This window comes from Streptomyces sp. NPDC102406, from assembly GCF_044765725.1.
GTDB lineage: Bacteria > Actinomycetota > Actinomycetes > Streptomycetales > Streptomycetaceae > Streptomyces.
The window spans coordinates 829,345-850,429 of sequence record NZ_JBIWKP010000001.1 but is presented as its reverse complement, the minus strand read 5'-3'; the positions used below and the strand labels follow the sequence as shown (position 1 = coordinate 850,429).

The following is a 21,085-nucleotide window of genomic DNA, read 5'->3' as shown; positions in this document are numbered from 1 at the left end:
AAGGCGGCCACCTCATGACGGCCGAACACACCGGCGCCCCGACCCTCGCGGAGCTGGAGGCACGGGCCTCCGCCCACCGGGACCGCCCCGCCTACGGCCACTCCGCGCTGATCAGTTGCGACCGCCTGGTCCGCGTCTTCACCACGGACGGCGTCGAGGTGCAGGCCCTCCAGGGCCTCGATCTCCTCGTCCGCGAAGGCGAGTTGATGGCGCTGGTCGGCGCGTCGGGCAGCGGCAAGTCAACGCTCATGAACATCCTGGCCGGACTGGACGAGCCCACCGCGGGCGCGGCCAAGGTCGCCGGTCACGACCTGCTCACCATGGGCGCCAAGGAACGTCTGCGGTACCGGCGCGAGGCCGTCGGCTTCGTCTGGCAGCAGACGGCCCGCAACCTGCTCCCCTACCTGACGGCCGCTCAGAACGTGGCGCTGCCCATGCAGTTGCGCGGCAGGTCCCGCCGCGCGAAGAAGGCCGAACGCGCCACCGAGCTCCTGGACCTGCTCGGTGTCGGCGACTGCCGCGACCGCCGCCCGCGCCAGATGTCCGGCGGTCAGCAGCAGCGCGTCGCCATCGCCGTGGCCCTCGCCAACGAGCCGAAGGTGCTCCTCGCCGACGAGCCCACCGGCGAACTCGACTCCCACACCGGTGAGCAGATCTTCGCCGCGTTCCACACGGCGAACGAGGAGTTGGGCACGACCGTCGTCATCGTCACCCACGACCAGACGGTCGCCTCCGAGGTGCGCCGCACCGTCGCCATCCGCGACGGCCGCACCTCGACGGAGGTGCTTCGCCGTACCCATGTCGACGCGACGACGGGCCAGGAGTCCCTGGTCTCCCGCGAGTACGCGATGCTGGACCGTGCGGGACGCCTCCAACTCCCCACGGAGTACACGGAGTCGCTGGGCATGCGGGACCGCGTCGTGCTGGAACTGGAGGAGGACCACATCCAGATCCGGCCCGACGACCAGGAGCAGCGGTGAGGGCGGCCACCCGGCCGCGATGATCAGGCGGGGGTGACCTGGAGGCCGCCGAGCCCGGTACCGCGCCGCAGGGCCACGGACCCGTACGGCGTGCGCAACCGCACCCAGGACCCGGACGCCAGCAGGTCGACGAGGTCGCCGCGCAGGAAGCCGAGCGAGGCGGCGGCGTGCGCGATACGCACCGGCACCCCGCTGCCCGCGATCTCCCGGGACCAGATCTCCCGCCCGATCCGGTCGAACCCGGCACGGGTCCGCTCCTCGGGCGCCAACTCCTCGACCCGCGACCGGAACTCCCTCACGGCGACCTTCACGAGGCCGCGCAGGGCCTCCGCCGCGGGAAAGCCGGGGACCTGTTCCCAGCCGCCGCGCGGCGGGAGCAGCCCGGCCCACGGGGGGCCGGTGACGGCTCCGGGGACCGCGGCGGTGGCGGCGGCCTCGTCCACCGAGTCGAGCAGCTCCCCCGCCGACACGGTCACGTCGAGCGCGTCGTCGATCCCGCTCTCGTACGGTTTCAGGAGGCGTGCCGCGCGGATCGCCAGCACCTCGAACGACGGCGGCCGTCCGAACACGGCGAGCGCCTGCCCGCCGGCCTGCGCCTGGAGACGTACCGCGGCGGCCTTGTCGTAGTGCAGCAGCCGGCCGAGGAAGGCGGCGAGGTCCGCCGCCTCCCCGGCGTCGGCGAAGGTCAGCACGGGCGTGCTCATGCGGCGAGCGCCCCCGCGTCCTTCTGGTCGTCCTGGTACTCCTCCAGGAAGGACCGCTCGTCCGCGGTGAGCCGGCGCGGACGCTGCGCCTCGAAGTCGAACGGCACTATCACCGTGGAGGCCCGGACATACACCTGGTCCGGGTCCTTGACCTCGTAGGCGAGCGTGAACGAGGCCGCCCTGATCTGGGTGACCCACAGCTCGATGGCGACCGGCGCGTGCCGGTGCACCAACTGCCGCTTGTAGTCGATCTCATGGCGCGCCACGACGGACCCCTGCTGGAAGTCCTTGTCCGGGCGGAACAGGAAGTCGATCCGCGCTTCTTCGAGGTACCGAAGAAAGACCACGTTGTTGACGTGGCCGTACGCGTCCATGTCCGCCCAGCGCAGGGGGCAGGCGTATACGTGGCGAGCCATCAGCCGCGGGTCAGCTTCTTGTACGTGGCGCGGTGCGGCCGGGCGGCGTCGGCACCGAGGCGCTCGACCTTGTTCTTCTCGTACGACTCGAAGTTGCCCTCGAACCAGAACCACTTGGAGTCACCCTCGTAGGCGAGGATGTGCGTGGCCACTCGGTCCAGGAACCACCGGTCGTGGGAGACGACCACTGCCGCGCCCGGGAACTCGAGCAGCGCGTTCTCCAGGCTGCTCAGGGTCTCGACGTCGAGGTCGTTCGTCGGTTCGTCGAGGAGCAGCAGGTTGCCGCCCTGCTTGAGGGTGAGCGCCAGGTTGAGGCGGTTGCGCTCACCACCGGAGAGGACACCGGCCGGCTTCTGCTGGTCGGGACCCTTGAAGCCGAAGGCGCTCACGTACGCGCGCGACGGCATCTCGACCTGCCCGACGTTGATGTAGTCGAGCTCGTCGGAGACCACGGCCCAGAGCGTCTTCTTCGGGTCGATGTTGGCGCGGTTCTGGTCGACGTAGCTGATCTTGACCGTGTCGCCGACCTTGATGGAGCCGGAGTCCGCCGTCTCCAGGCCCTGGATCATCTTGAACAGCGTGGTCTTACCGGCACCGTTCGGGCCGATGACACCGACGATGCCGTTGCGCGGCAGCGAGAAGCTGAGGTCGTCGATGAGGACCTTGTCGCCGAACGCCTTGCTGAGGTGCTCGACCTCGACGACGATGCTGCCCAGACGCGGGCCCGGCGGAATCTGGATCTCCTCGAAGTCCAGCTTGCGCATCTTGTCGGCCTCGGCGGCCATCTCCTCGTACCGGGCGAGGCGCGCCTTGGACTTGGCCTGACGCCCCTTGGCGTTGGACCGCACCCACTCCAGCTCTTCCTTGAGCCGCTTCTGCCGCTTCTCGTCCTTCTTGCCCTCGACCTTGAGCCGCTCGGACTTCTTGGTGAGGTAGGTCGAGTAGTTGCCCTCGTAGGGGATGGCGCGACCGCGGTCGAGCTCCAGGATCCACTCGGCGACGTTGTCGAGGAAGTACCGGTCGTGGGTGACGGCCACGACGGCGCCCTTGTACTGGGCCAAGTGCTGCTCCAGCCAGTTCACGGACTCGGCGTCGAGGTGGTTGGTGGGCTCGTCGAGGAGGAGCAGGTCGGGCGCCTCGATGAGGAGCTTGCAGAGCGCGACGCGGCGCTTCTCACCACCGGAGAGGTTGGTGACGGGCCAGTCGCCGGGCGGGCAGCCCAGGGCGTCCATGGCCTGCTCGAGCTGACCGTCGAGGTCCCACGCGTCGGCGTGGTCGAGGTCCTCCTGGAGCTTGCCCATCTCCTCCATCAGCGCGTCGCTGTAGTCGGTGGCCATGAGCTCGGCGACCTCGTTGAAGCGCTTCAGCTTGCCCATGATCTCGGCGGCGCCGTCCTGCACGTTCTCCAGGACGGTCTTCGACTCGTCGAGCTTCGGCTCCTGCATGAGGATGCCGACGCTGAAGCCGGGCGACAGGAACGCGTCACCGTTCGACGGCTGCTCGAGACCTGCCATGATCTTCAGCACGGTCGACTTACCGGCACCGTTCGGACCGACGACGCCGATCTTCGCCCCCGGCAGGAAGTTCAAGGTGACGTCGTCAAGGATCACCTTGTCGCCGTGCGCCTTGCGCGTCTTGCGCATGGTGTAGATGTACTCAGCCAAGAGAAACCGTCCGGCAGTCGAAGTATGGCAGCGAGGAGCCCGCACGATGCGGCTCACCCGCGTGAGGGCAGATACACCCCATCTTGCCTGACGTCCACCTCCCGGGGGAAACCCGTATCAGGGGGTGGGCCTGAGCTGGGGTTCTGGGTGGGTGGCCGGGGCGGGGACGCGCGCAGGCCGGTCCCGCGCCGAGGGGCGCCGGGCCGGCCTGTGGGGGCGGGGTCGGGTCAGTCCGTGCCGAACTCCATCGCCGCGCGGTCCAGCAGCTCCGCGTCGTCGGAGACGTCGCCGCGGGAGGCGATGGCTTCGGCGCCGCCCTCGGGCATGGCGCCGATGAGGCCGGTCGCGGCGGCCTGGGCGGCGCCGATCGCGGGGTTGGCGGTGCCGATGAGGCCGAGTCCCGCGTACTGCTCCAGCTTGGCGCGCGAGTCGGCGATGTCGAGGTTGCGCATGGTGAGCTGGCCGATCCGGTCGACCGGGCCGAACGCCGAGTCCTCGGTCCGCTCCATCGACAGCTTGTCCGGGTGGTAGCTGAACGCCGGTCCTGTCGTGTCGAGGATCGAGTAGTCCTCGCCGCGCCGCAGCCGCAGGGTGACCTCGCCGGTGACGGCGGCGCCGACCCAGCGCTGGAGCGACTCGCGGACCATCAGGGCCTGCGGGTCCAGCCAGCGGCCCTCGTACATCAGACGGCCGAGGCGGCGGCCCTCGTTGTGGTACTGGGCGAGGGTGTCCTCGTTGTGGATCGCGTTGACCAGGCGCTCGTAGGCGGCGTGCAGGAGGGCCATGCCGGGCGCCTCGTAGATGCCGCGGCTCTTGGCCTCGATGATCCGGTTCTCGATCTGGTCGGACATGCCGAGGCCGTGGCGACCGCCGATGGCGTTGGCCTCCATCACCAGGTCGACGGCGGAGGCGAACTCCTTACCGTTGATCGTCACCGGTCGGCCCTGGTCGAAGCCGATCGTGACGTCCTCGGTGGGGATCTCGACCGAGGGGTCCCAGAAGCGGACGCCCATGATCGGATCGACCGTCTCGACGCCCGTGTCCAGGTGCTCCAGGGTCTTCGCCTCGTGGGTGGCGCCCCAGATGTTGGCGTCGGTGGAGTACGCCTTCTCCGTGCTGTCGCGGTAGGGAAGGTCGTGGGCGAGAAGCCACTCCGACATCTCCTTGCGACCGCCCAGCTCGGTCACGAAGTCCGCGTCGAGCCAGGGCTTGTAGATCCGCAGGTTCGGGTTGGCGAGGAGGCCGTAGCGGTAGAACCGCTCGATGTCGTTGCCCTTGAACGTCGAGCCGTCGCCCCAGATCTGGACGTCGTCCTCCAGCATCGCCCGGACCAGCAGCGTGCCGGTGACGGCGCGGCCCAGCGGCGTGGTGTTGAAGTACGCCCGCCCGCCCGAGCGGATGTGGAACGCCCCGCAGGTCAGCGCGGCGAGCCCTTCCTCGACGAGCGCCGCACGGCAGTCGACGAGGCGGGCGACCTCGGCACCGTAGGCCTGCGCGCGATCGGGGACCGAGTCGATGTCGGGCTCGTCGTACTGGCCGATGTTCGCCGTGTAGGTGCAGGGGACGGCGCCCTTGTCACGCATCCACGCGACCGCGACGGAGGTGTCGAGACCACCCGAGAAGGCGATGCCGACGCGCTCGCCGACGGGAAGAGAGGTGAGGACCTTGGACATAGGAAGAGTATGCATCATCACGCATGATCATGCAACGGGGGTGTCGGCGGCCCGCGCCCGTCACCCATGACCCTCAGTTCTCTCCGCTCGCCTCGGCCCCCACCCGCCGTCGGCTCACTCGCCCTCGGTCGGCGCCTTCTTCTTCCGGACCAGGACGAGGGCGACCCCGCCGAGCACGACCAAGCCGATGGCGATGCCCGCGATCACCGGTGTCGCGTTGGAACTGCCCGTCTCGGCCAGGTCCGTTCCGGCGCCGGTGCCGCCGACGGACGCCGGGCTCGGTTGTGTCGTCGTCTGGGTGGTCAGCCCCTGGTCGGCGGAGGTCATCGCCTCGGCCACCGTGCGGCAGTCGAGCACCCCGCGCAGCCGCGTCTCGAAACCGTGCGGCCCCGTGATCGTGAAGTCGTACGCCTGATCCTCCTGCAACGGGATCGTCACCGTCCGCGACGCCTCCGCCGGGATCGTGTATCGCTCCCCCATCAACGCGAAGGTGAACGGCTCGTCCCCCTTGTTCACCGCCGTGATGTCCACGCCGCTCTTCGCACAGTTCTTCCGCGCGGACAGCGCCGGTACCGCGCCGCTCTCCGCCCAGTTCGCCGTCGCGGTCGCCGCGACCGTGGACTCGCTGGAGCCCGCGAGGATCTGCGTCTGGCTGCGGGTCTCGGAGGCGAAGGCCCGGCCGACCGGCACGGTCGTCGACGCCTGCACGGTCAGCTCGGCCGAGCCCGCGTCCGCGCTCTCGGGCACGTCGAGGAAGAGCCGACTGCCGTCGGCCGCGGAGATGACCGGCTTGCCGTCCTTGTCGACGACCCGCACCCCGGCCGCGGTGGCCCCGGCGGGCGGCGCCACGGAGACGGCGTCCGCGTTCGTGTGCACGGTGACCGGGCCGAGGCGTTCGCCCGGGCGCCCGGAGACGGCCGCCGGGGAGAGGGAGAGCGAGGCTTCCGGTTCGCCCAGGGCGCGGGCGCTCTTCTGGAGGTAGTCGGCGAGCTTCTCGGCGGCGGGGCTCACCGCCTCGACGTCGGCCTTGTCGGAGTAGCGCCAGATGGCGACCTGGGTACCGGCCGCGGCGTCCTGCTCGGTGAGACTGCCCGCACCGGCCTTGCGGGCGAGCGCGGCGAGATCGTTGACCTGCGGGTAGGAGTTCTGGAGGATCCAGCGGATCCGGCCCGCGTCCGCGTTGCCGCCGAGGGACGTGCCGCTCCAGGACGTCTCCTGGTACTTGGCGTCCGTCTGGGTCGGGTTGTGGATGTCGATGCAGTACGTCTGGAGCATCCCGCCACCGTCGACGGTCATCCGGAACAGCCCCGCGGAGACCCGCTCGTCACCTTCGCCGTCGTGGATCACGGCGGCCCCGTAGGTCTCCAGGCCTCCTATGGTGGCGCTCGCGCCGCCCGGCTCCTTGGTGCCGTCGCTCGCGAAAGCGGGGCCGGTGCCGGATATGACCCCGGTCGCCGCGAGTGCCGACACCAGGGCCGCCGCGGCGAGGCGGGCGGCGCTCCGCCGTCCGCGGCGCCCGGCCCGTGAGAACACAGAAAACACGTAATTCCCTTCAGGCGGAACGTGGTGACACGTGGGGGTGGCGTCCCGCCGTCGAAATCAATGAGTCCTTCGGAGCCCCTGGTCAGGCCCCTCGGATCGAGCCCTTGCGACTCCCGGAGCCCATCGGGCCCAACCGGCCCAACCGGCCCACAGGGCCCCGAAGCCCGGAGAGCCACGCCCGGCATCCTAGGGAAACGGCTTGTGACGATCCCCGCAGCGGTTGCCCGGCAACCGATCCGACTCGTAATCGTTATCGCCAACACCCCCGCCGAACTGGGCTTATCGACAAATCACCGGTACGCAGGCGTCGATAAGCCGCACTTCGGTCACCTGGTCGGAACCGGTCGTCAGCCCCCGCTCACCCCACCGGCTCCGGTGCCGGTTCCGCCTTCGATGCCGGTGTGGACGCCGACTTGGACGCGGACTTGGATGTGGACTTGGACGTGGACTGAGACGCGGACTTGGACGCGGGCGTGGACGTCGAGTCCGGGTCGATCTCGAACGACGGCTCGTCCCGTGCCTGTTGTCCCCCGCCGCCACCCCAGCCACCGCTCCCGCTTCCGCCCCCGCTCCCGCTGCCGTCCGGGTCCGCCTCCCTTCCCGTCCTCCGGTTGGCGACCCGGCGGAACGCCGACGTTCCGCGCGACAGATCGTGCCCGACCGCCGTCGCCTGGATGTCCGCCGACGTCCAGTGCTGCCCGCCCCTCTCCTCGTCGCGGACCTTCAACCTGCCCTGCACGATGACCGGTTCACCGATCGACACCGACCCCTGCACATTGGAGCCGAGCGTTCCCTTGGCCCACACCGTGAAGAAGTTGGTGTGTCCGTCCACCCACGTGTTCTGCACCGCGTCGAATCGGCGCGGGGTCACCGCGAGCCGGAACCGTGCCACCGGCCCCGTCGGCAGCTCCCGGTACACCGGTGTCGTCGCGACGTTCCCCACCACGGTCAGCAGCGTCTCGTTCATGTCGTACGTCCCTCCCCGTCCGCATCGCGGCCCGAGCCCTCCCCGAGCCGCGACCCCCACACTGCCCCGGCTCCGCGGATCGCGCCGAAGCCTGTGTCCTACCGGCCGGTTGTGGACAACCCGGCCACCCGCACGTACTGCTCCCGCACCTCCCGGTACCGCAACAGCTCCGCCGCGACCGGGTCCAGGACCCGCGCCCTGCCACAGGCGGCGGCCGCGTCCCGCAGGCGCCGTTCCGCCTCCTGTCCGTACCGTCGCGCGGGTCCCCTCGCCGCGATCCGGCAGGACCATTCCACGCAGGGGCCGCCCACGATCCCGGCGAGTGTCATCAGCAGGGGCACGACCAGGTTCGGCGGGACGACACCGAAGCACTGGCCCACCAGCCACAACACGCCCAGCACCTGGAGCACCGTCATCGACACCTGGGCGAGCACGGCGACCGGCCACCAGCCGGGCCGCGGTGGCCGTCCCTTGCCGCCGTACGGCACGACGGCGTCCCGGCCCGTGCCCACCACCGGGGAGTCGATGCCCACGGCCAGCTCGTCCAGCGCCTCCGGCAGCCCTTCGGCACCGCGCGCGGCGGCCTCCCGGACCGCCTGCCCCCATGCGGCGGGCAGCCCGGTCGCGGCGGCGTCCCCGACCGCCCGCACCGCGTGTTCGACGCGCTGCCGAGCCGTGGCCTCCTCGTCGGCGGGTTCCTCGGGGGCCGCGACCGGCACGGGGAGGGTGCGCCGGGTCTCGTACCAGCGCCAGAGCCTGAGCCAGGGCGTGCCGCACGCCCGGTTGGCGCCGCGGGACCAGGCGCGTTCGGCGGCCTGACCTGCGGCGGCGGCGCCCACCGCGTCGGCGAGCCGGTCGGCGAACTCCTCGCGGGCGTCCTCGCTCAGCCCGGCCTGCCGCCCGGCGCCGTAGACGGGTCGCAGGCGGTCGGCGGCGGCGTCGATGTCGGCGGCGATCCGGCGGGCGGCGGCCCGCCGCTCGGCCGTGAACTGGCCCAGCGCCTCGCGCAGTTCACCGACCCCTTCACCGGTCAGGGCGGACAGGGGCAGCACGGTGGCGCCGGGTTCGCCGTGCTCGCCGAGCGCGACGCCGTCCTCGTCGAGCAGGCGCCGCAGGTCGTCGAGTACCTGGTCGGCGGCGTCGCCGGGCAGCCGGTCGACCTGGTTGAGGACGACGAACATGACCTCGGCGTGCCCGGCCATGGGGCGCAGATACCGCTCGTGCAGCATGGCGTCGGCGTACTTCTCGGGGTCGACGACCCAGATGACGGCGTCGACCAGACCCAGGAGCCGGTCGACCTGCTCGCGGTGGGCGGGCGCGGCGGAGTCGTGGTCGGGGAGGTCGACGAGGACGAGGCCATCGAGGGTCGTCTCCCCGTACTGCCGGTGCAACGGCCGCCGTCGCGAGCGCCCCGGGACGCCGAGCCGGTCGAGCAGGCCCGCCGCGCCGTCCGACCAACTGCACGCGATCGGCGCGGAGGTGGTGGGCCTGCGCAGTCCGGTCTCCGAGAGGGCCACCCCGGCGAGTGCGTTGAACAGGGTCGACTTGCCGCTTCCGGTGGCTCCGGCCACGGCGACGACCGTGTGCCGCGTGGAGAGCCGCCGTCGTGCGGCGGCCTCGTCGAGCACGCGCCCGGCCTCGGCGAGCGTCCCCGCGTCGAGCCGCGTACGGGAAAGGCCGACGAGTTCGTCCAGGGCGTCGAGCCGCTGCCCGAGTTCCCTGTCGTCTTGTCCGTCGTACGTCCCCACGCGCGCGGGGGCCCTCTCCAGGACCTCGCCCGGTGGGCCTCCGGCGCGGCGCGCGATGAGTCCGTCGTCCCAGGGCGCGGCGCGTTCGGTGTGGCCGCCCTGTTCGGCGTGGTCGGCAGCGGGAACGTGCTCGCCGCGCTCGCCGTGCTCGGTGTGCTGGGCGTGATCGAGGCGTTCCGAGTGGTCCGTGACCGTGGTCACCGCGTTCACCTCTCCTTCTGAAGCAGCGACAGGGCCGCGATCAGTTCGGCCTGTGGTTCGGGTCCGACGCCGAGCGCGTCCACCGGTGCGAGCCGGCGCTCCCGCTCCGCGTCGAGGACGGTGTCCAGGTACTCGTTCAGCAGCTCTCCGCCGCGTTCACGCAGCCGCAGGGCGCCTTGTGCCCCGATGCGTTCGGCGAGGTTCTCGCCCGCGTTCCTGGCGCGCCGCCCGCCGAGCAGCATGGTGGCCACGAGCGCGGCGACGAGTTCGGAGTCGGGCGGCGACGCGCCCTGCGCGGGCCCGTAGGCCCGCACTTCGTCCTCGGCGTACTCCTCAAGGACCCGCCGCCACCGCCGTACGGCCAGCCCGATGCGGTGCTCGGCGCTTTCCGGCTCGGGGTCGTGCCGGGCCAGTTCGGGGGCGGCGCCCGCGGGCTCTCGGCGCCATGCCTCGTCGATCCGCTCGTCGGCGGCGGTCACCGCGCACAGCAGGAGGGCGCCCAGGCTCTCGACGAGCGCGTCGAGCAGTTCGCTCGCCGAGCAGTCCAGCGGGTAGCTGCGCCACCGTTTCAGGGCGTCACCGGTGAGGACCGCGCCGCCTCGCAACCTCCTGCGTACGCGCGCGTGCTCGCTGTCGTACGCCTCGTCGACGGCGGCGGTGAGCCGGACCGCGGCGGAGTACTGGGCGGCGACGGCCGCGGCCAGTTCCGGCATGCGCACCCGCAGCGAGTCGAGGGCGCCGCGCGCGGTGCGGGTCACGGCATGGGCGCGGGCGTGCGGGTCCTGGGCACGATGGGTCAGCCAGGCCCGCAACGGGGCGACGGCCGTGGCCGGCAACAGCCCTCCGTCACCGGTCGATTCGGGCAGCTCGGGCACGGTGAACCGGGGTACGTCGCCGAGCCCCGCCTTGGTGAGCAGTGCGCCGTACTGGCGTGACACCTCGGCGAGGACCTGGTGCGGCACCCGGTCGAGCACGGTCACGAGCGAGGCGTCGTACTCCTTTGCGGTACGGAGCAGATGCCAGGGCACGGCGTCGGCGTACCGGGAGGCGGTGGTCACCATGACCCATACGTCGGCGGCGCTGATCAGCCGGGCGGCGAGCACCCGGTTCTCGGCGACGAGCGAGTCGACGTCCGGCGCGTCGAGCAGCGCGAGGCCGCGCGGCAGCGTGCCCGCGGTCTCCACCCGCAGCGCCCGCTCCCCGTCCTCCAGGAGGGGCGTGAGCGTGTCGTCCTCGTCCTCCGGTTCGCTGTCGGCCTCGCCGTCCGCCTGGCGGGGCACCCACACGCGCGTGAGGTCGGGCAGCACCCGCATCCCGGAGAACCAGTGATGGTCGTCGGGGTGGCAGACGAGCACGGGTGTACGTGTCGTCGGCCGCAGGACGCCCGCTTCGCTCACCACGCGCCCCACGAGCGAGTTCACCAGGGTCGACTTGCCCGCCCCGGTGGAGCCGCCGATGACCGCGAGCAGCGGCGCTTCGGGGGCGCGCAGGCGGGGCACCAGATAGTCGTCGAGCTGGGCGAGCAACTCACCGCGGTCTGCGCGCGCCCGAGGAGCCCCCGCGAGGGGGAGCGGGAAGCGCGCGGCGGCGACACGGTCGCGCAGCGCGGTAAGTCCGTCGAGCAGCTGAGGCCGTACGTCCAAGGTCACCACATGCGAAGAATGCCCAATTTTGGCGGCTTTCTGAAGCATATGACCGCCGAAGCGCGCAGATGGACTCCAGTCGGCAGGCAAGAGACCCCGAACAAGGCACCCGATACCACACAGGAAGCACACAGCGGGACGGAAGGGGAGGCAGGGGGCGCAGGCATAACGAGTGCACAACACCCGGGGCGTGAGACGTCAAAAGCGGTGCACGATTCGTACCTACCTGCGATTATCAGTTCCGCTTCACTGAACCTCCACATCGAGCCACGGAGGTGAAGCAGCAAGGACGGGGACCCGGGAGCCCTATCCTTGTCCCCGGCAAGGTCACGGATCACCCCCACGTCCGTCCGAGCCACCGGCCACACACCGGCCCCCGTAGCTCAGTGGATAGAGCAGGCGCCTTCTAAGCGCTTGGCCGCAGGTTCGAGTCCTGCCGGGGGCGCAAACAGCCTCTCACCTGCGAAAACGCGTGAGGGGCTCTTTCGTGTCCGGATGCACATCGCTCCGACGGCAAGCGCCTTAGCCTGCCCGTGATCGTGAGCACAACACCCCTACGTCGCGGCGACAACGGCTCCCGACAGTGGACCACCCGCGAAGTGCGATGCGATGTGCCACCAGATGGCACTGGGTGGCACATCCTGGCTATTGTGGACAGCATGACAGCGCAGCCCGAGATCACACAGCGTGATCTACGCACCCGCTCCAAAGAGATCATGGACGCCGTCCAGGGAGGGCAGGCGTTCACCGTCACCCGCGACGGACACCGCGTCGGCGAGCTGATCCCGCTCCGCCGCCGTCGCCGCTTCGTTCCCCGTGCCGAGTTCGCGGCCATGTCACGCACCGCACCTGACATCTCGGTGGACGCCTTCCGTGCCGACCAGGACGCCGTCATCGAGCAGGAGTTGGACGACCCGTATGCCCGTTGAGTACGAGCAGGGACTTCTCGACACCGACATCATGATCCTGCGCAAGTGGATCGACGCCGACGAGTTGCCCGCCGAGATGGCCATCAGCACCATCACCCTCGCGGAACTCTCCGCAGGCCCTCATCAGGTACGCGGCGGCGCCGAGCGGAGCGACTACGACGAACACGCCGAGCGGGCCCGCCGCATGGACGTCCTACAGCGCGCCGAGAACGAATTCGACCCCATCCCTTTCGACGTGGAAGCGGCTCGCATCTACGGCAGAATCTGCGCCGCGGTCGTTTCCGCGGGCCGCAAGCCCCGTCGCCGCGTGGCCGACCTGATGATTGCCGCCACCGCGGCCGCCGAGGAACTCCCCCTCTTCACCACCAACCCCGACGACTTCAAGGGCCTCGGCAAGCTGATCACCATCGTGCCCGTAACCCGGCCCGAGATCCTGCACGACCGGTAGTACCGCGCTCGCGCGACCGCCGCAGTGGGACCGCCTCGGTCACGCAAACCCGCGACCTACTCGGTGATGTCACGCCGGGGTTTTCGGTGAGCAGTACACGCCGATACGGTGACCGGATGATGCCGATCAACAAGTTCCAAGTCACCTTCGGCTGAGCGACCGCGAACGTGTCCCCCGCTCCGCCCTCTCGGGTCAGGTCGAAGCGGCGAGGGACGGTAACCGGCCAATGGAACCCCGGAGATGACAGCAAGCGCTTTGCCGACTTTCGTTCGCGGGCGATCTGCGTTTACACAGGTGAATACATCGCTCAACCCCTGACACCTTCTAAGTAAGTGAATACCGCAGGCGCGTGACCGCGCCCGTACCTCTCGTCGGCGATGCCGGCGGAACGATTCACCCACCGCTCGTGAAGGACGCGTACCTCGCGCCTTTCCGGGACCGGGCGCATGCTGACCTTCTCCCGCAGGCCCACCCCCGGGATGTGGCACTTCGCCACCAAGTCCGCCTTCTCCCCCTGCTGTCCTTCCCGCACGCTGAACGGTAGGTCCGGGCTGTTCGCGAGAGCAGGGCCGTCGCGGACGTCGGTCACCGGCTTCGGGGCACGGCCGTCCGGGAACCTCGTACCGGTCCGCCTAACTCAAGAACCCCACTGCTCTGCCTGCCTGCACCTCTGCGTCGGAGTGAATCGCGCGGATGAAGTCCTGAAGCTCCCCAGCGCGGCTAGTACTCCGTGTTGAGGTCCGTGCCCTTCGGTGCCCGGAAGCAGCCGGAGACGACCGTGACGGCCAGGACCGGGTCCTTCTCCTTGCCCGCCGTGGGACTGGAAACGAGCAGTTCCACGTTGATCGAGAAACGCTTGGTCGTGGAGTCCGCGGTCAAGCCAAGGGTCTTGGCTTTGCTGGTGTCGTGGCCGTATCGGACGACCTTCCAGCCGTTCTGGGGAAGCTTCTTGTGGAGACGCTCGAAGCCCTGCTTCAGGACCTCTTCGGACGACACCTGGTAGATCGACCACGGGTGACGGGTCTTGTACAGGTGTTTGGGGTCCTCGTCGCACGTAGAGACGCCTGGCCCAGGCTCGGTGACCTTGCCTTCCTTGATGCCGATCAGGTCGAGAATCTGGCTGGAGACGGCGTTGGTCTGCTCGCGGGCCTTGTCGACGGAGAGAGTGGGGGGCTTGGAACCGGAGCCGGCCGAGAGAGTGGGGGACTTGGAGCCGGAGTCGGGGTCGTGGTCGTGGTCGTTCACGCTCTTGGCACATCCTGCGGTGAGAAGGGACACGACAAGGCCGACGGACGCCGCACCGGCCCAGGGTCGGAAGCCACGTCCTGGACGTCGTGCACGTGCGGAGTTCATCAGTCCTCTTTCACCCGGTTGTATCGGCCGACCACCACGTTCGCCTGGTTCTGGAGTGAAGTCGAGCCTTCGTCCCAGTAGCCGCTGTGGCCACTGGTGTCGACGGCCATACGGTGCGCGCCGAACGCCTCGTCGGTAGGGATGTTTTGGATGTATCCCGCGTTGTACGGGATGTGGTGCCAGGTCGAGACGCCCATCTCGCTCCCGGCGAGGAACCTCTTGCCCAGCGCGGGGACAGGGTCATCCCGGGCCCCTTCCGCCCACACGTGGTCGCTGCCGACGTCGAGCTTGTCGGCGCCGCCGACGAGCATGCCGGGGCTGCCTGCGACCAGGATGTCGTCGGCTGCGATGTGGCCGTCCGCCTTGGCCGCGGCGCCGACGGTGGTGGAGCCGTAGCTGTGGCCGATGAGTGTGGTGTGGCTGGTGTCCGGGCCGCCCTGGGCGGTCTGGACTCCGTCCATGAACTGGTTGAGAGGCCCCGCAGCATCCTCGGCATAGTGCTTGACGGTGGCGTTGGGAATCTCGTCCGGGGCGTCGTAGCCGATCCAGGTGATCGTGGACGTGCTCTGGGAAGGTGACTGCTGATTCGCGCTGCGCCACAGGGCGGACATGCGCCCGATGTCGCCGTGGGCGTTGGCGAGACCAGCTCCGGTTCCCGGCACGTAGACCGCCGTGTTGTCGGCGGTGTCGGGGTTGCCGGTGGCGACGATCGCGCGTCCATCGCCCTCGGTGCTGAAGCCCAGGAGGTAGGCCTGCGGCAATCCCGTGTGGGTGTTGCCCTGCTTGTCCTTCTCGGACAGGCCGCTCGCATCGAGGCGGGCCTGGATGGCCTGCATGCCCGTCATTCTGTCGTGGAGTGGCTGCCACTTCTGCCATGCCGGGTTCACCACGGATGAGGGCGGTTCGCCGACCTGGATGTACTGGGGCGGATTCGAGGGCAGGTCGACGAGGGCGACCTGCGTCTGCCCCATCGTCTGCGCGAGCACCATCCGGTTCGACGTGTCGCGGGCGATGCTCGGGATGCCGTCGAGCGCGCCGATCTGCGCCGGGTACAGGGTCATGTACTCGTCACGCTGCTCTTGGGTGAGGTGGTCCCACCAGCCCTTGTTCTCCGCCGGGCTCTTGCCGTGCGGAATCTCGCCCTTGTCGACGACTCTGCCCGCGGTTTTCTGGACGGCCTGCATGTCCTTGCCGGAGTCGGCGAGCATCTCGGGGGTGACTTCCAGCCCGGCTGGAGCTTTTAGTTTGCGCAGCGTCCCGGCGTAGCGGTTGTCGATCTCGGTGGCGTCGTTGACGGCGGTGGAGATGCGTTCGGCGATGTCTTCGGCTTTGCCCTTGTTCTCCATGCCCTGCGCCTCGCCCTTGCCGGGGAGAAAGGGGAGCTGTGAGCCGGGGGTGGCCGTGCTGTTGCCGGGGGCGAGGGGGACAGGGTTGGGGTAGGTGACCGAGCCGTCTGAGTTGACCGTGAAGCCGAGCGACTCCGCGTCCTCCAGGGCCTGCTTCAGCTTGCGCTGCGGGGCGGCCAGCTCGGTGGCGAGCGCGTTCAGGGTGGTGCGGATCAGACCGCACTCGCTGTGCAGGTACTGGTAGTTGTCACGCAGCCGGTTGAGCCGGCCGACCGCCGCATCCGGCGTCTCGCCCTTCTGCGTGCTGCGGACGGGGATCGACATCTCCTGGTCCACACGGACCCGGGAGGCGTCCGAGCGGTTGCTGACGTTGTTCCAGCCGTCAGCGGCATCCTCGTACTCGGTGATCTTCAGGTCGCGCAGTTGCTGCCAGGTGGGCATGTCAGATCACCTGGCCCAGCCCGGCTTGTTGGCAGTGTGCACGCCGTCGACGTCGCCCTTGACCTTGTGGTCGGTCTCGCCGAACCTCTTGCCTGTCTTGCCGAGGGTGCCCTCCATGTGGTCGCACTCGTCGCGGACCGCTGCCAGGCGCGCTTCCCAGGTCGGCTGGATCTCCTTCAGCGCGGCCGTGCAGTCGAACCCCTCGGTGCCGCCGCCTACGCCGTCATCCGACTTCTTCAGCTCGGTCAGGCCGGTGTCGGTGGAGGTCCGCAGTTCCTTGGCGACGCGGGCGGCACCCGTCCACGGGGTGTCGGTGATCAGCAGATCCGGGCCGCCGCTGCCGGTGGCCGGTGTGGAGTAGCCGCCGTCGACCGAGGCGCTGTTGAGCCGCATGTGGGTGGTATGCCGCTCGGCCGCATCGCTCTTGAGCTGCTCCCACTCGTCCCACGCCATGCGCGTTCCCCTCCCCGTTACCCGGTCTCCTGCCGGGAAGCGCCTCGGCCCAGCCCTCGATCCCGACCATCGTTGCTACTGCAGACGTTAGGAGTGCTGGCTTTCTGATGCCTCCGCGCGATCACTCAAAGTCGGGCCTGAGTATCTGTACCTAGACCCTCATCACGGGCACCGAACACGCAGGCTGAATCTGGGTGTGGCTCAATACGATCGGCGCTCGTCTCGCGGATTCGTGCTGGACGGTCCATACGTAGGTGGAGGTCCGTACGGTGACTGAGGGTGGGCAACCTGTCCGGATCCGGCCGTACGTTCGCGGCGCCGCATGGCCGTGAAGCCGACCACAGCACCGGCGACGACCACGGACGGCACCGACTCCCGCCGCTACCCATGGCGTAGTGCTGGACGAGTTGTCCTCGCTCTTCGCTGCCGCCTGGTGGTCCTTGCCGCCGCCCGCTCCGATGGCGGCAGACGAGGACGGCTTCGAGGATGCCTTCACCGGGAAGTCGGGCAGCGGGTACTGGCTGGCCGGGCCCGGGTTGCCGGGGTGGTTGGTCAGGGCGATGCGCGGGCGGACGACGCCGTAGCCGATCGCGTCCGTACGCTTCGGCCCGTCGACCGGGGCACCGATCGTGTTCGGCATCACGCGCAGCACCTGGTTGTTCGTCCGGGTCGGGTGGGCGGGCCAGATCAGGGCGGCCGACGCCGAGGCGATCGCGGTGGCATCGCTCGTGCCATGGCCCCGGCACAGGGTGCGTCGAGCCGGCACACGCGGCCACCATGTCGTCGCCTGGGGCGGCCATATCGACCTGGGGCCCGAACTTGGATTCCGCCGTCCGCTTGAAATCCCGGCCCAGGGCACTGATCCCGACGACGCCGGGCGTCGCCGCGGGGTACTCGACCGCGTTCTCCGTGCTGCCACTGTTGCCCGCCGCCGCGAACACCAGCGAACCCTTCCCCAGTGCGTACGCGACCGCATCCGTCAGGTCCTTGGAACCTTCAGTGGCGCCCTCGGAGATATTGATGACCTTGGCGCCCGCATCCGCGGCTTAGCGGATGCCCTTGGCGGCGGCATCGATGAGCTCCTCGTTGCCGCTGGCCTGATGCAGGCCAGTCAGTGACCGCATCGCCAGACTTGCCCTTCGCGAGGTCTTTCCCCTGCAGGACGCGGCCTTTACCTCATGGCGAGCCGATCACGTGTCATCGCTGTCGAACGCCGTGGCACCTTCGGTCCGGTCGTAGGGCCGAGCCCCGCCCCCCGACACAACGAAGCCCCGGCTGCTCCCCCGTCGGGTGCGGGAGGAGGCCGGGGCTTTCGTGGTGCGTGAGCGTCAGAGTTTGTCCATGTGCGTGTACGGGCTGCTGATGCGGGCCTGGCGGGAGCCGAAGTCGACGAGCATCGCGACGCCGTTCTCGACGCCGATGATCCTTCCCAGGCCGTACCGGTCGTGCGTGACCCGGTCGCCCAGGGCGAAGTGCTTGGGGGGAGCGGCGGACGGAGCGTTGAAGGGGCTTGTCGGCAGGTGGCGTCGGGGCGCGGAGGGCTTCGTCATCGTGTTTCCAGTATGCGCCCACGGGGCCGCCAAATGTCAGGTCGTAAGGAACCAGTAAGGCAACGAAGCTGGATCCGGGCCCGCCGCGTGCCCCCGCCTTTCGGGGAGTTCGACCTGATGGTGACGTGTCATGACGGAAGGTGACGGGGTCGACGGGCGGCGGGCGGCGGGCGGGGACGGTCCAGGCACAGGTACAGGTACAGGCACAGGCACAGGCACAGGCACAGGCACAGGCACAGGTACAGGTGCAGGTACAGGTACAGGTACAGGTACAGGTACAGGTGCAGATGGCGGCATGGTGGAGCATTCGGGCTGTCGGTGATCTCCGGCGCCCCCTGACCATGTGGAGACCGTGATCATGAACGAGCGCATTCGTGTCCAGGCCCGGGAAACGGCGTCCCCCGTCGATCAGGAGCTCGTCGAGGCCGCCGCACAGGTCGCCCGCACCCGGTGCCGTGGTGACCATCACACCGTGGCCGCCGCGGCCCGCGCCCGGGACGGCCGGATCATCACCGCGGTGAACGCCTATCACTTCACCGGCGGGCCCTGCGCGGAGCTCGTCGTCATCGGTGCCGCCGCCGCCCAGGGCGCGTACGAGCTGGACACCATGGTGGCCGTGGGCGACCGGGACCGGGGGGTCATCCCGCCGTGCGGGCGGTGTCGGCAGGCGATGCTCGATTACTTTCCCCACATAGAGGTCATTTTGAGCGAGGGAGGGCGGTTGAGGGCCGTGCCGATCCGTGAGCTGCTTCCCCTGACCTACGTCTGGGCCGAGCACCAACTCGACGGCGAGCCGGGCGAGTAAGGGGGCTCGACCCCCTGCGCGTTCCGCTGGATGGTGGGAGGGGAGACCTGAGCACGCCCCGGAGCACGCGGATCCGCCTAGGAGGCCGTCATGGCCGGTCAGGGACGACGTACGGAGACACCGGGCAACCCGTATCTGCGGGGGTTGTTCGCACCCGTGCGCGAAGAGGTCGACGCCCGTGATCTGGAGGTGACCGGGCGGATACCCGCGGGGCTCGACGGGCGATTCCTGCGCAACGGGCCCAATCCGCTGAACATCGAGGAGCCGGCCGCGTACCACTGGTTCCAGGGGCCCGGCATGGTGCACGGCGTGCGGCTGCGCGACGGGCGGGCCGAGGACATCCGGTGGCTGGAGGTCGAGCCGTGCTTCGTCTTCCATCCCATGAACGCCTACGAGGACGGGCCGGGGCTGCTCACCGTGCATCTGGTGCGCTACGACAGGTTGTTCGCGGCGCGCGACAGCCACGGCCCGGACGAGGTGCCGCCGCGCCTCGTGCGCTGGACCGTCGATCTCGTCGCCGCAACCGTGCGCGAGGACGGGCTCGACGAGCGGGCCGTCGAGTTCCCGCGCATCGACCCGCGACGGGAGACCGGCGCCCACCGGTACGGGTACGGGGTGCTCGAACCGGAGGGCGGCTACGCCGGTGACCGGGCCCGGCGGCATCTGCTGTCGCCGACGGAGCCCGCGCCCGGGTTGTCCCAGGTCGGCGTCGGCATCGTCAAGTTCGACCTGGAGCGCGGTCGCAGCGAGACGCATCCCTTCCACCCCGACGGGGATGTGGGCGAGGCCGTGTTCGTGCCGCGGGCGGGCGGAAGCGGCGAGGACGACGGCTGGCTCCTGACGTACGTCTTCGACCCCGACCGGGGCGCCACCGACCTCGTCGTACTCGCCGCGCAGGACGTGGGCGGTGAGCCGGTGGCCCGTGTCCATCTGCCGGTGCGGGTCCCCGTCGGGTTCCACGGGAACTGGGTGCCGGACGCGTCAGCGGTGGATGGCATGGCGTCACCTAGCGCCATTTAGGCGGCTGGGAATGGCGCCAGGTGATGCCGGATGATGCCAGGCTATGTCGTGCCGCCCTCCCGAGGCGTACCGCCTGACCTGCGGGTGGCCAGCTATCCCCCATGAATTCACAGCGGACATGGGGCTGTGCGCTGCCACGCGGAACCCGCCACGCCCTTACCGCGACGGTTGCGCGTGGTGCCATTATGGTGCCACTATGACGTCACCGCAGCGCGGCGTTCACGCCCGCAGCCCCCACACGAGGACGGGACGGCCTGCCATGCCTACTTTCGACTTCCCGAAGGACTACCCGGAGGCCCTTAAGGTCGCGGCGCACGTGGAGGCCGGATCGATCCGGTTCGTCGCGGGCAAGCGCGCCGACACCGTTGTCGACGTGGCCCCGCGCGACCCGAAGAAGGACGCCGACGTTCGGATCTCCGAGCAGACCCAGGTGTCGCGAGCGGGCGGCACCCTGCACATCAGGACCCCCAAGCAGCGCCACCTTTTCGGCCGCACCGGCATCGTCGACATCGTCGTCCACCTGCCCACCGGATCCGAGGTGGAGGCGACCGGCGCCTGGACCGAGGTGCGTGGCGAAGGCCGGCTCGGTGAGGTGCGGGTGAAGACCTCGTCCGGCGATGTGCGCCTGGAGTCGACGGGGCCGCTGCGGCTGACCGCCTCGCACGGCAGCATCAGCGTCGACCGCGTCCAGGGGCCCGCCGAGATCACCACCAGCTCCGGCAGTCTGCGCCTCGGCTCGGTCGAGGGCACCGCGGTGCTGAAGAACTCGCACGGCACCACGTTCGTCGGCGACATCAGCGGCGACCTGCGCGTCAGCGGCGCCAACGGGGACATCATGGTCGAGCACGCCGAGGGGTCCGTCGCCGCGACCACCGCGCACGGAACGGTGCGGATCGCCCGCGTCGCGCGCGGCACCGCCCAGTTGGAGACCGGGTACGGCGCCATCGAGATCGGCGTCCGCGAAGGTACGGCCGCCTGGCTCGACGTCAGTTCGGGCGCGGGCCGCGTGCACAACGCGCTCGCCGAGTCCATGAGTCCGGCCACGGCGGAGGAGACCGTCGAGGTCCGCGCCCGTACCCGCTACGGCAACATCGACATCCGCCGCGCCCGCGCCCGCGTCTGAGACCCCGCTCGAACGCCCGCACTTCGGGCCCCCGAAGACCTCACCTCGCCTCCTCAAGGAACTCCATGCCTTCATCTGT

General features: G+C 70.0%; 19 protein-coding genes, 1 tRNA gene and 1 pseudogene. 7 read left to right on the top strand and 14 right to left on the bottom strand.

The window, feature by feature from the left end:
* Nucleotides 1-14 precede the first annotated feature (14 nt).
* A complete protein-coding gene (locus ACIRF8_RS04025; RefSeq protein ID WP_404210577.1) occupies nt 15-980 on the top strand; it encodes an ABC transporter ATP-binding protein in 966 nt (321 codons plus the stop codon).
* Between the two features lie 23 nt (nt 981-1,003).
* On the opposite strand, the gene ACIRF8_RS04020 is transcribed toward ACIRF8_RS04025, so the two are convergent.
* The 8 genes from ACIRF8_RS04020 to ACIRF8_RS03985 all read right to left on the bottom strand — a co-directional run bounded on the left by ACIRF8_RS04020 (nt 1,004) and on the right by ACIRF8_RS03985 (nt 11,547).
* The gene (locus ACIRF8_RS04020; protein ID WP_404210575.1) at nt 1,004-1,684 is read right to left on the bottom strand and encodes a hypothetical protein; all 681 of its coding nucleotides are present in this window, start codon (nt 1,682-1,684) and stop codon (nt 1,004-1,006) included.
* Nucleotides 1,681-2,100 (bottom strand): acyl-CoA thioesterase, encoded by a 420-nt coding sequence (locus ACIRF8_RS04015; protein WP_404210573.1) that lies wholly within the window; start codon nt 2,098-2,100, stop codon nt 1,681-1,683. The genes ACIRF8_RS04020 and ACIRF8_RS04015 overlap by 4 nt, the downstream gene beginning before the upstream one ends.
* Nucleotides 2,100-3,764 (bottom strand): energy-dependent translational throttle protein EttA, encoded by a 1,665-nt coding sequence (gene ettA / locus ACIRF8_RS04010; RefSeq protein ID WP_404210571.1) that lies wholly within the window; start codon nt 3,762-3,764, stop codon nt 2,100-2,102. Before ettA ends, ACIRF8_RS04015 begins: the two co-directional genes overlap by 1 nt.
* Nucleotides 3,765-3,991: 227 nt before the next feature.
* The gene (argG, locus tag ACIRF8_RS04005) at nt 3,992-5,437 is read right to left on the bottom strand and encodes an argininosuccinate synthase (protein WP_404210569.1); all 1,446 of its coding nucleotides are present in this window, start codon (nt 5,435-5,437) and stop codon (nt 3,992-3,994) included.
* A gap of 114 nt (nt 5,438-5,551) precedes the next feature.
* Nucleotides 5,552-6,979: a Cys-Gln thioester bond-forming surface protein gene (locus ACIRF8_RS04000; protein ID WP_404210566.1), complete on the bottom strand. Its 1,428-nt coding sequence runs from the start codon at nt 6,977-6,979 to the stop codon at nt 5,552-5,554.
* Nucleotides 6,980-7,337: 358 nt separating this feature from the next.
* Entirely contained in the window at nt 7,338-7,946 is a 609-nt protein-coding gene (locus ACIRF8_RS03995; protein ID WP_404210564.1) for a single-stranded DNA-binding protein, read from the bottom strand.
* A gap of 98 nt (nt 7,947-8,044) precedes the next feature.
* The gene (locus tag ACIRF8_RS03990; RefSeq protein ID WP_404210562.1) at nt 8,045-9,895 is read right to left on the bottom strand and encodes a GTPase; all 1,851 of its coding nucleotides are present in this window, start codon (nt 9,893-9,895) and stop codon (nt 8,045-8,047) included.
* 5 nt (nt 9,896-9,900) lie between these two features.
* The gene (locus ACIRF8_RS03985; RefSeq protein WP_404210560.1) at nt 9,901-11,547 is read right to left on the bottom strand and encodes a dynamin family protein; all 1,647 of its coding nucleotides are present in this window, start codon (nt 11,545-11,547) and stop codon (nt 9,901-9,903) included.
* A 363-nt stretch (nt 11,548-11,910) separates the two neighbouring features.
* Between ACIRF8_RS03985 and ACIRF8_RS03980 the strand changes: the two genes are divergently transcribed.
* The 3 genes from ACIRF8_RS03980 to ACIRF8_RS03970 all read left to right on the top strand — a co-directional run bounded on the left by ACIRF8_RS03980 (nt 11,911) and on the right by ACIRF8_RS03970 (nt 12,915).
* Nucleotides 11,911-11,983: transfer RNA gene (locus ACIRF8_RS03980), tRNA-Arg, on the top strand.
* A 214-nt stretch (nt 11,984-12,197) separates the two neighbouring features.
* Complete coding sequence (locus tag ACIRF8_RS03975) at nt 12,198-12,467, top strand: type II toxin-antitoxin system Phd/YefM family antitoxin (protein ID WP_404210558.1); 270 nt, start codon at nt 12,198-12,200, stop codon at nt 12,465-12,467.
* Nucleotides 12,457-12,915, top strand: a complete 459-nt coding sequence (locus tag ACIRF8_RS03970; protein WP_404210556.1) for a type II toxin-antitoxin system VapC family toxin — start codon at nt 12,457-12,459, stop codon at nt 12,913-12,915. Before ACIRF8_RS03975 ends, ACIRF8_RS03970 begins: the two co-directional genes overlap by 11 nt.
* Nucleotides 12,916-13,635: 720 nt before the next feature.
* On the opposite strand, the gene ACIRF8_RS03965 is transcribed toward ACIRF8_RS03970, so the two are convergent.
* The 6 genes and pseudogenes from ACIRF8_RS03965 to ACIRF8_RS03940 form a co-directional block, all read right to left on the bottom strand.
* Entirely contained in the window at nt 13,636-14,160 is a 525-nt protein-coding gene (locus ACIRF8_RS03965) for a hypothetical protein (protein ID WP_404210554.1), read from the bottom strand.
* Nucleotides 14,161-14,267: 107 nt separating this feature from the next.
* Nucleotides 14,268-16,055 carry an alpha/beta hydrolase gene (locus ACIRF8_RS03960; RefSeq protein WP_404210552.1) on the bottom strand — a complete coding sequence of 596 codons (1,788 nt, stop codon included), beginning with the start codon at nt 16,053-16,055 and terminating at the stop codon, nt 14,268-14,270.
* A gap of 6 nt (nt 16,056-16,061) precedes the next feature.
* On the bottom strand, nt 16,062-16,508 hold the full coding sequence (locus ACIRF8_RS03955; RefSeq protein WP_404210550.1) for an amino acid ABC transporter permease: 447 nt from the start codon (nt 16,506-16,508) through the stop codon (nt 16,062-16,064).
* A gap of 151 nt (nt 16,509-16,659) precedes the next feature.
* Nucleotides 16,660-17,274: a S8 family serine peptidase gene (locus ACIRF8_RS03950; protein ID WP_404210548.1), complete on the bottom strand. Its 615-nt coding sequence runs from the start codon at nt 17,272-17,274 to the stop codon at nt 16,660-16,662.
* A 61-nt stretch (nt 17,275-17,335) separates the two neighbouring features.
* A pseudogene (locus ACIRF8_RS03945) lies at nt 17,336-17,491 on the bottom strand (type VII secretion-associated serine protease mycosin); the annotation flags it as partial.
* Between the two features lie 345 nt (nt 17,492-17,836).
* On the bottom strand, nt 17,837-18,058 hold the full coding sequence (locus tag ACIRF8_RS03940) for a hypothetical protein (RefSeq protein ID WP_324776050.1): 222 nt from the start codon (nt 18,056-18,058) through the stop codon (nt 17,837-17,839).
* A 358-nt stretch (nt 18,059-18,416) separates the two neighbouring features.
* Between ACIRF8_RS03940 and ACIRF8_RS03935 the strand changes: the two genes are divergently transcribed.
* From ACIRF8_RS03935 to ACIRF8_RS03925, 3 genes are all read left to right on the top strand, one after another.
* Nucleotides 18,417-18,863: a cytidine deaminase gene (locus tag ACIRF8_RS03935; RefSeq protein WP_404210546.1), complete on the top strand. Its 447-nt coding sequence runs from the start codon at nt 18,417-18,419 to the stop codon at nt 18,861-18,863.
* A gap of 90 nt (nt 18,864-18,953) precedes the next feature.
* Entirely contained in the window at nt 18,954-19,883 is a 930-nt protein-coding gene (locus ACIRF8_RS03930; protein ID WP_404210544.1) for a carotenoid oxygenase family protein, read from the top strand.
* Between the two features lie 259 nt (nt 19,884-20,142).
* Nucleotides 20,143-21,006 (top strand): DUF4097 family beta strand repeat-containing protein, encoded by an 864-nt coding sequence (locus ACIRF8_RS03925; RefSeq protein WP_404210542.1) that lies wholly within the window; start codon nt 20,143-20,145, stop codon nt 21,004-21,006.
* The last annotated feature ends 79 nt before the right edge of the window (nt 21,007-21,085 follow it).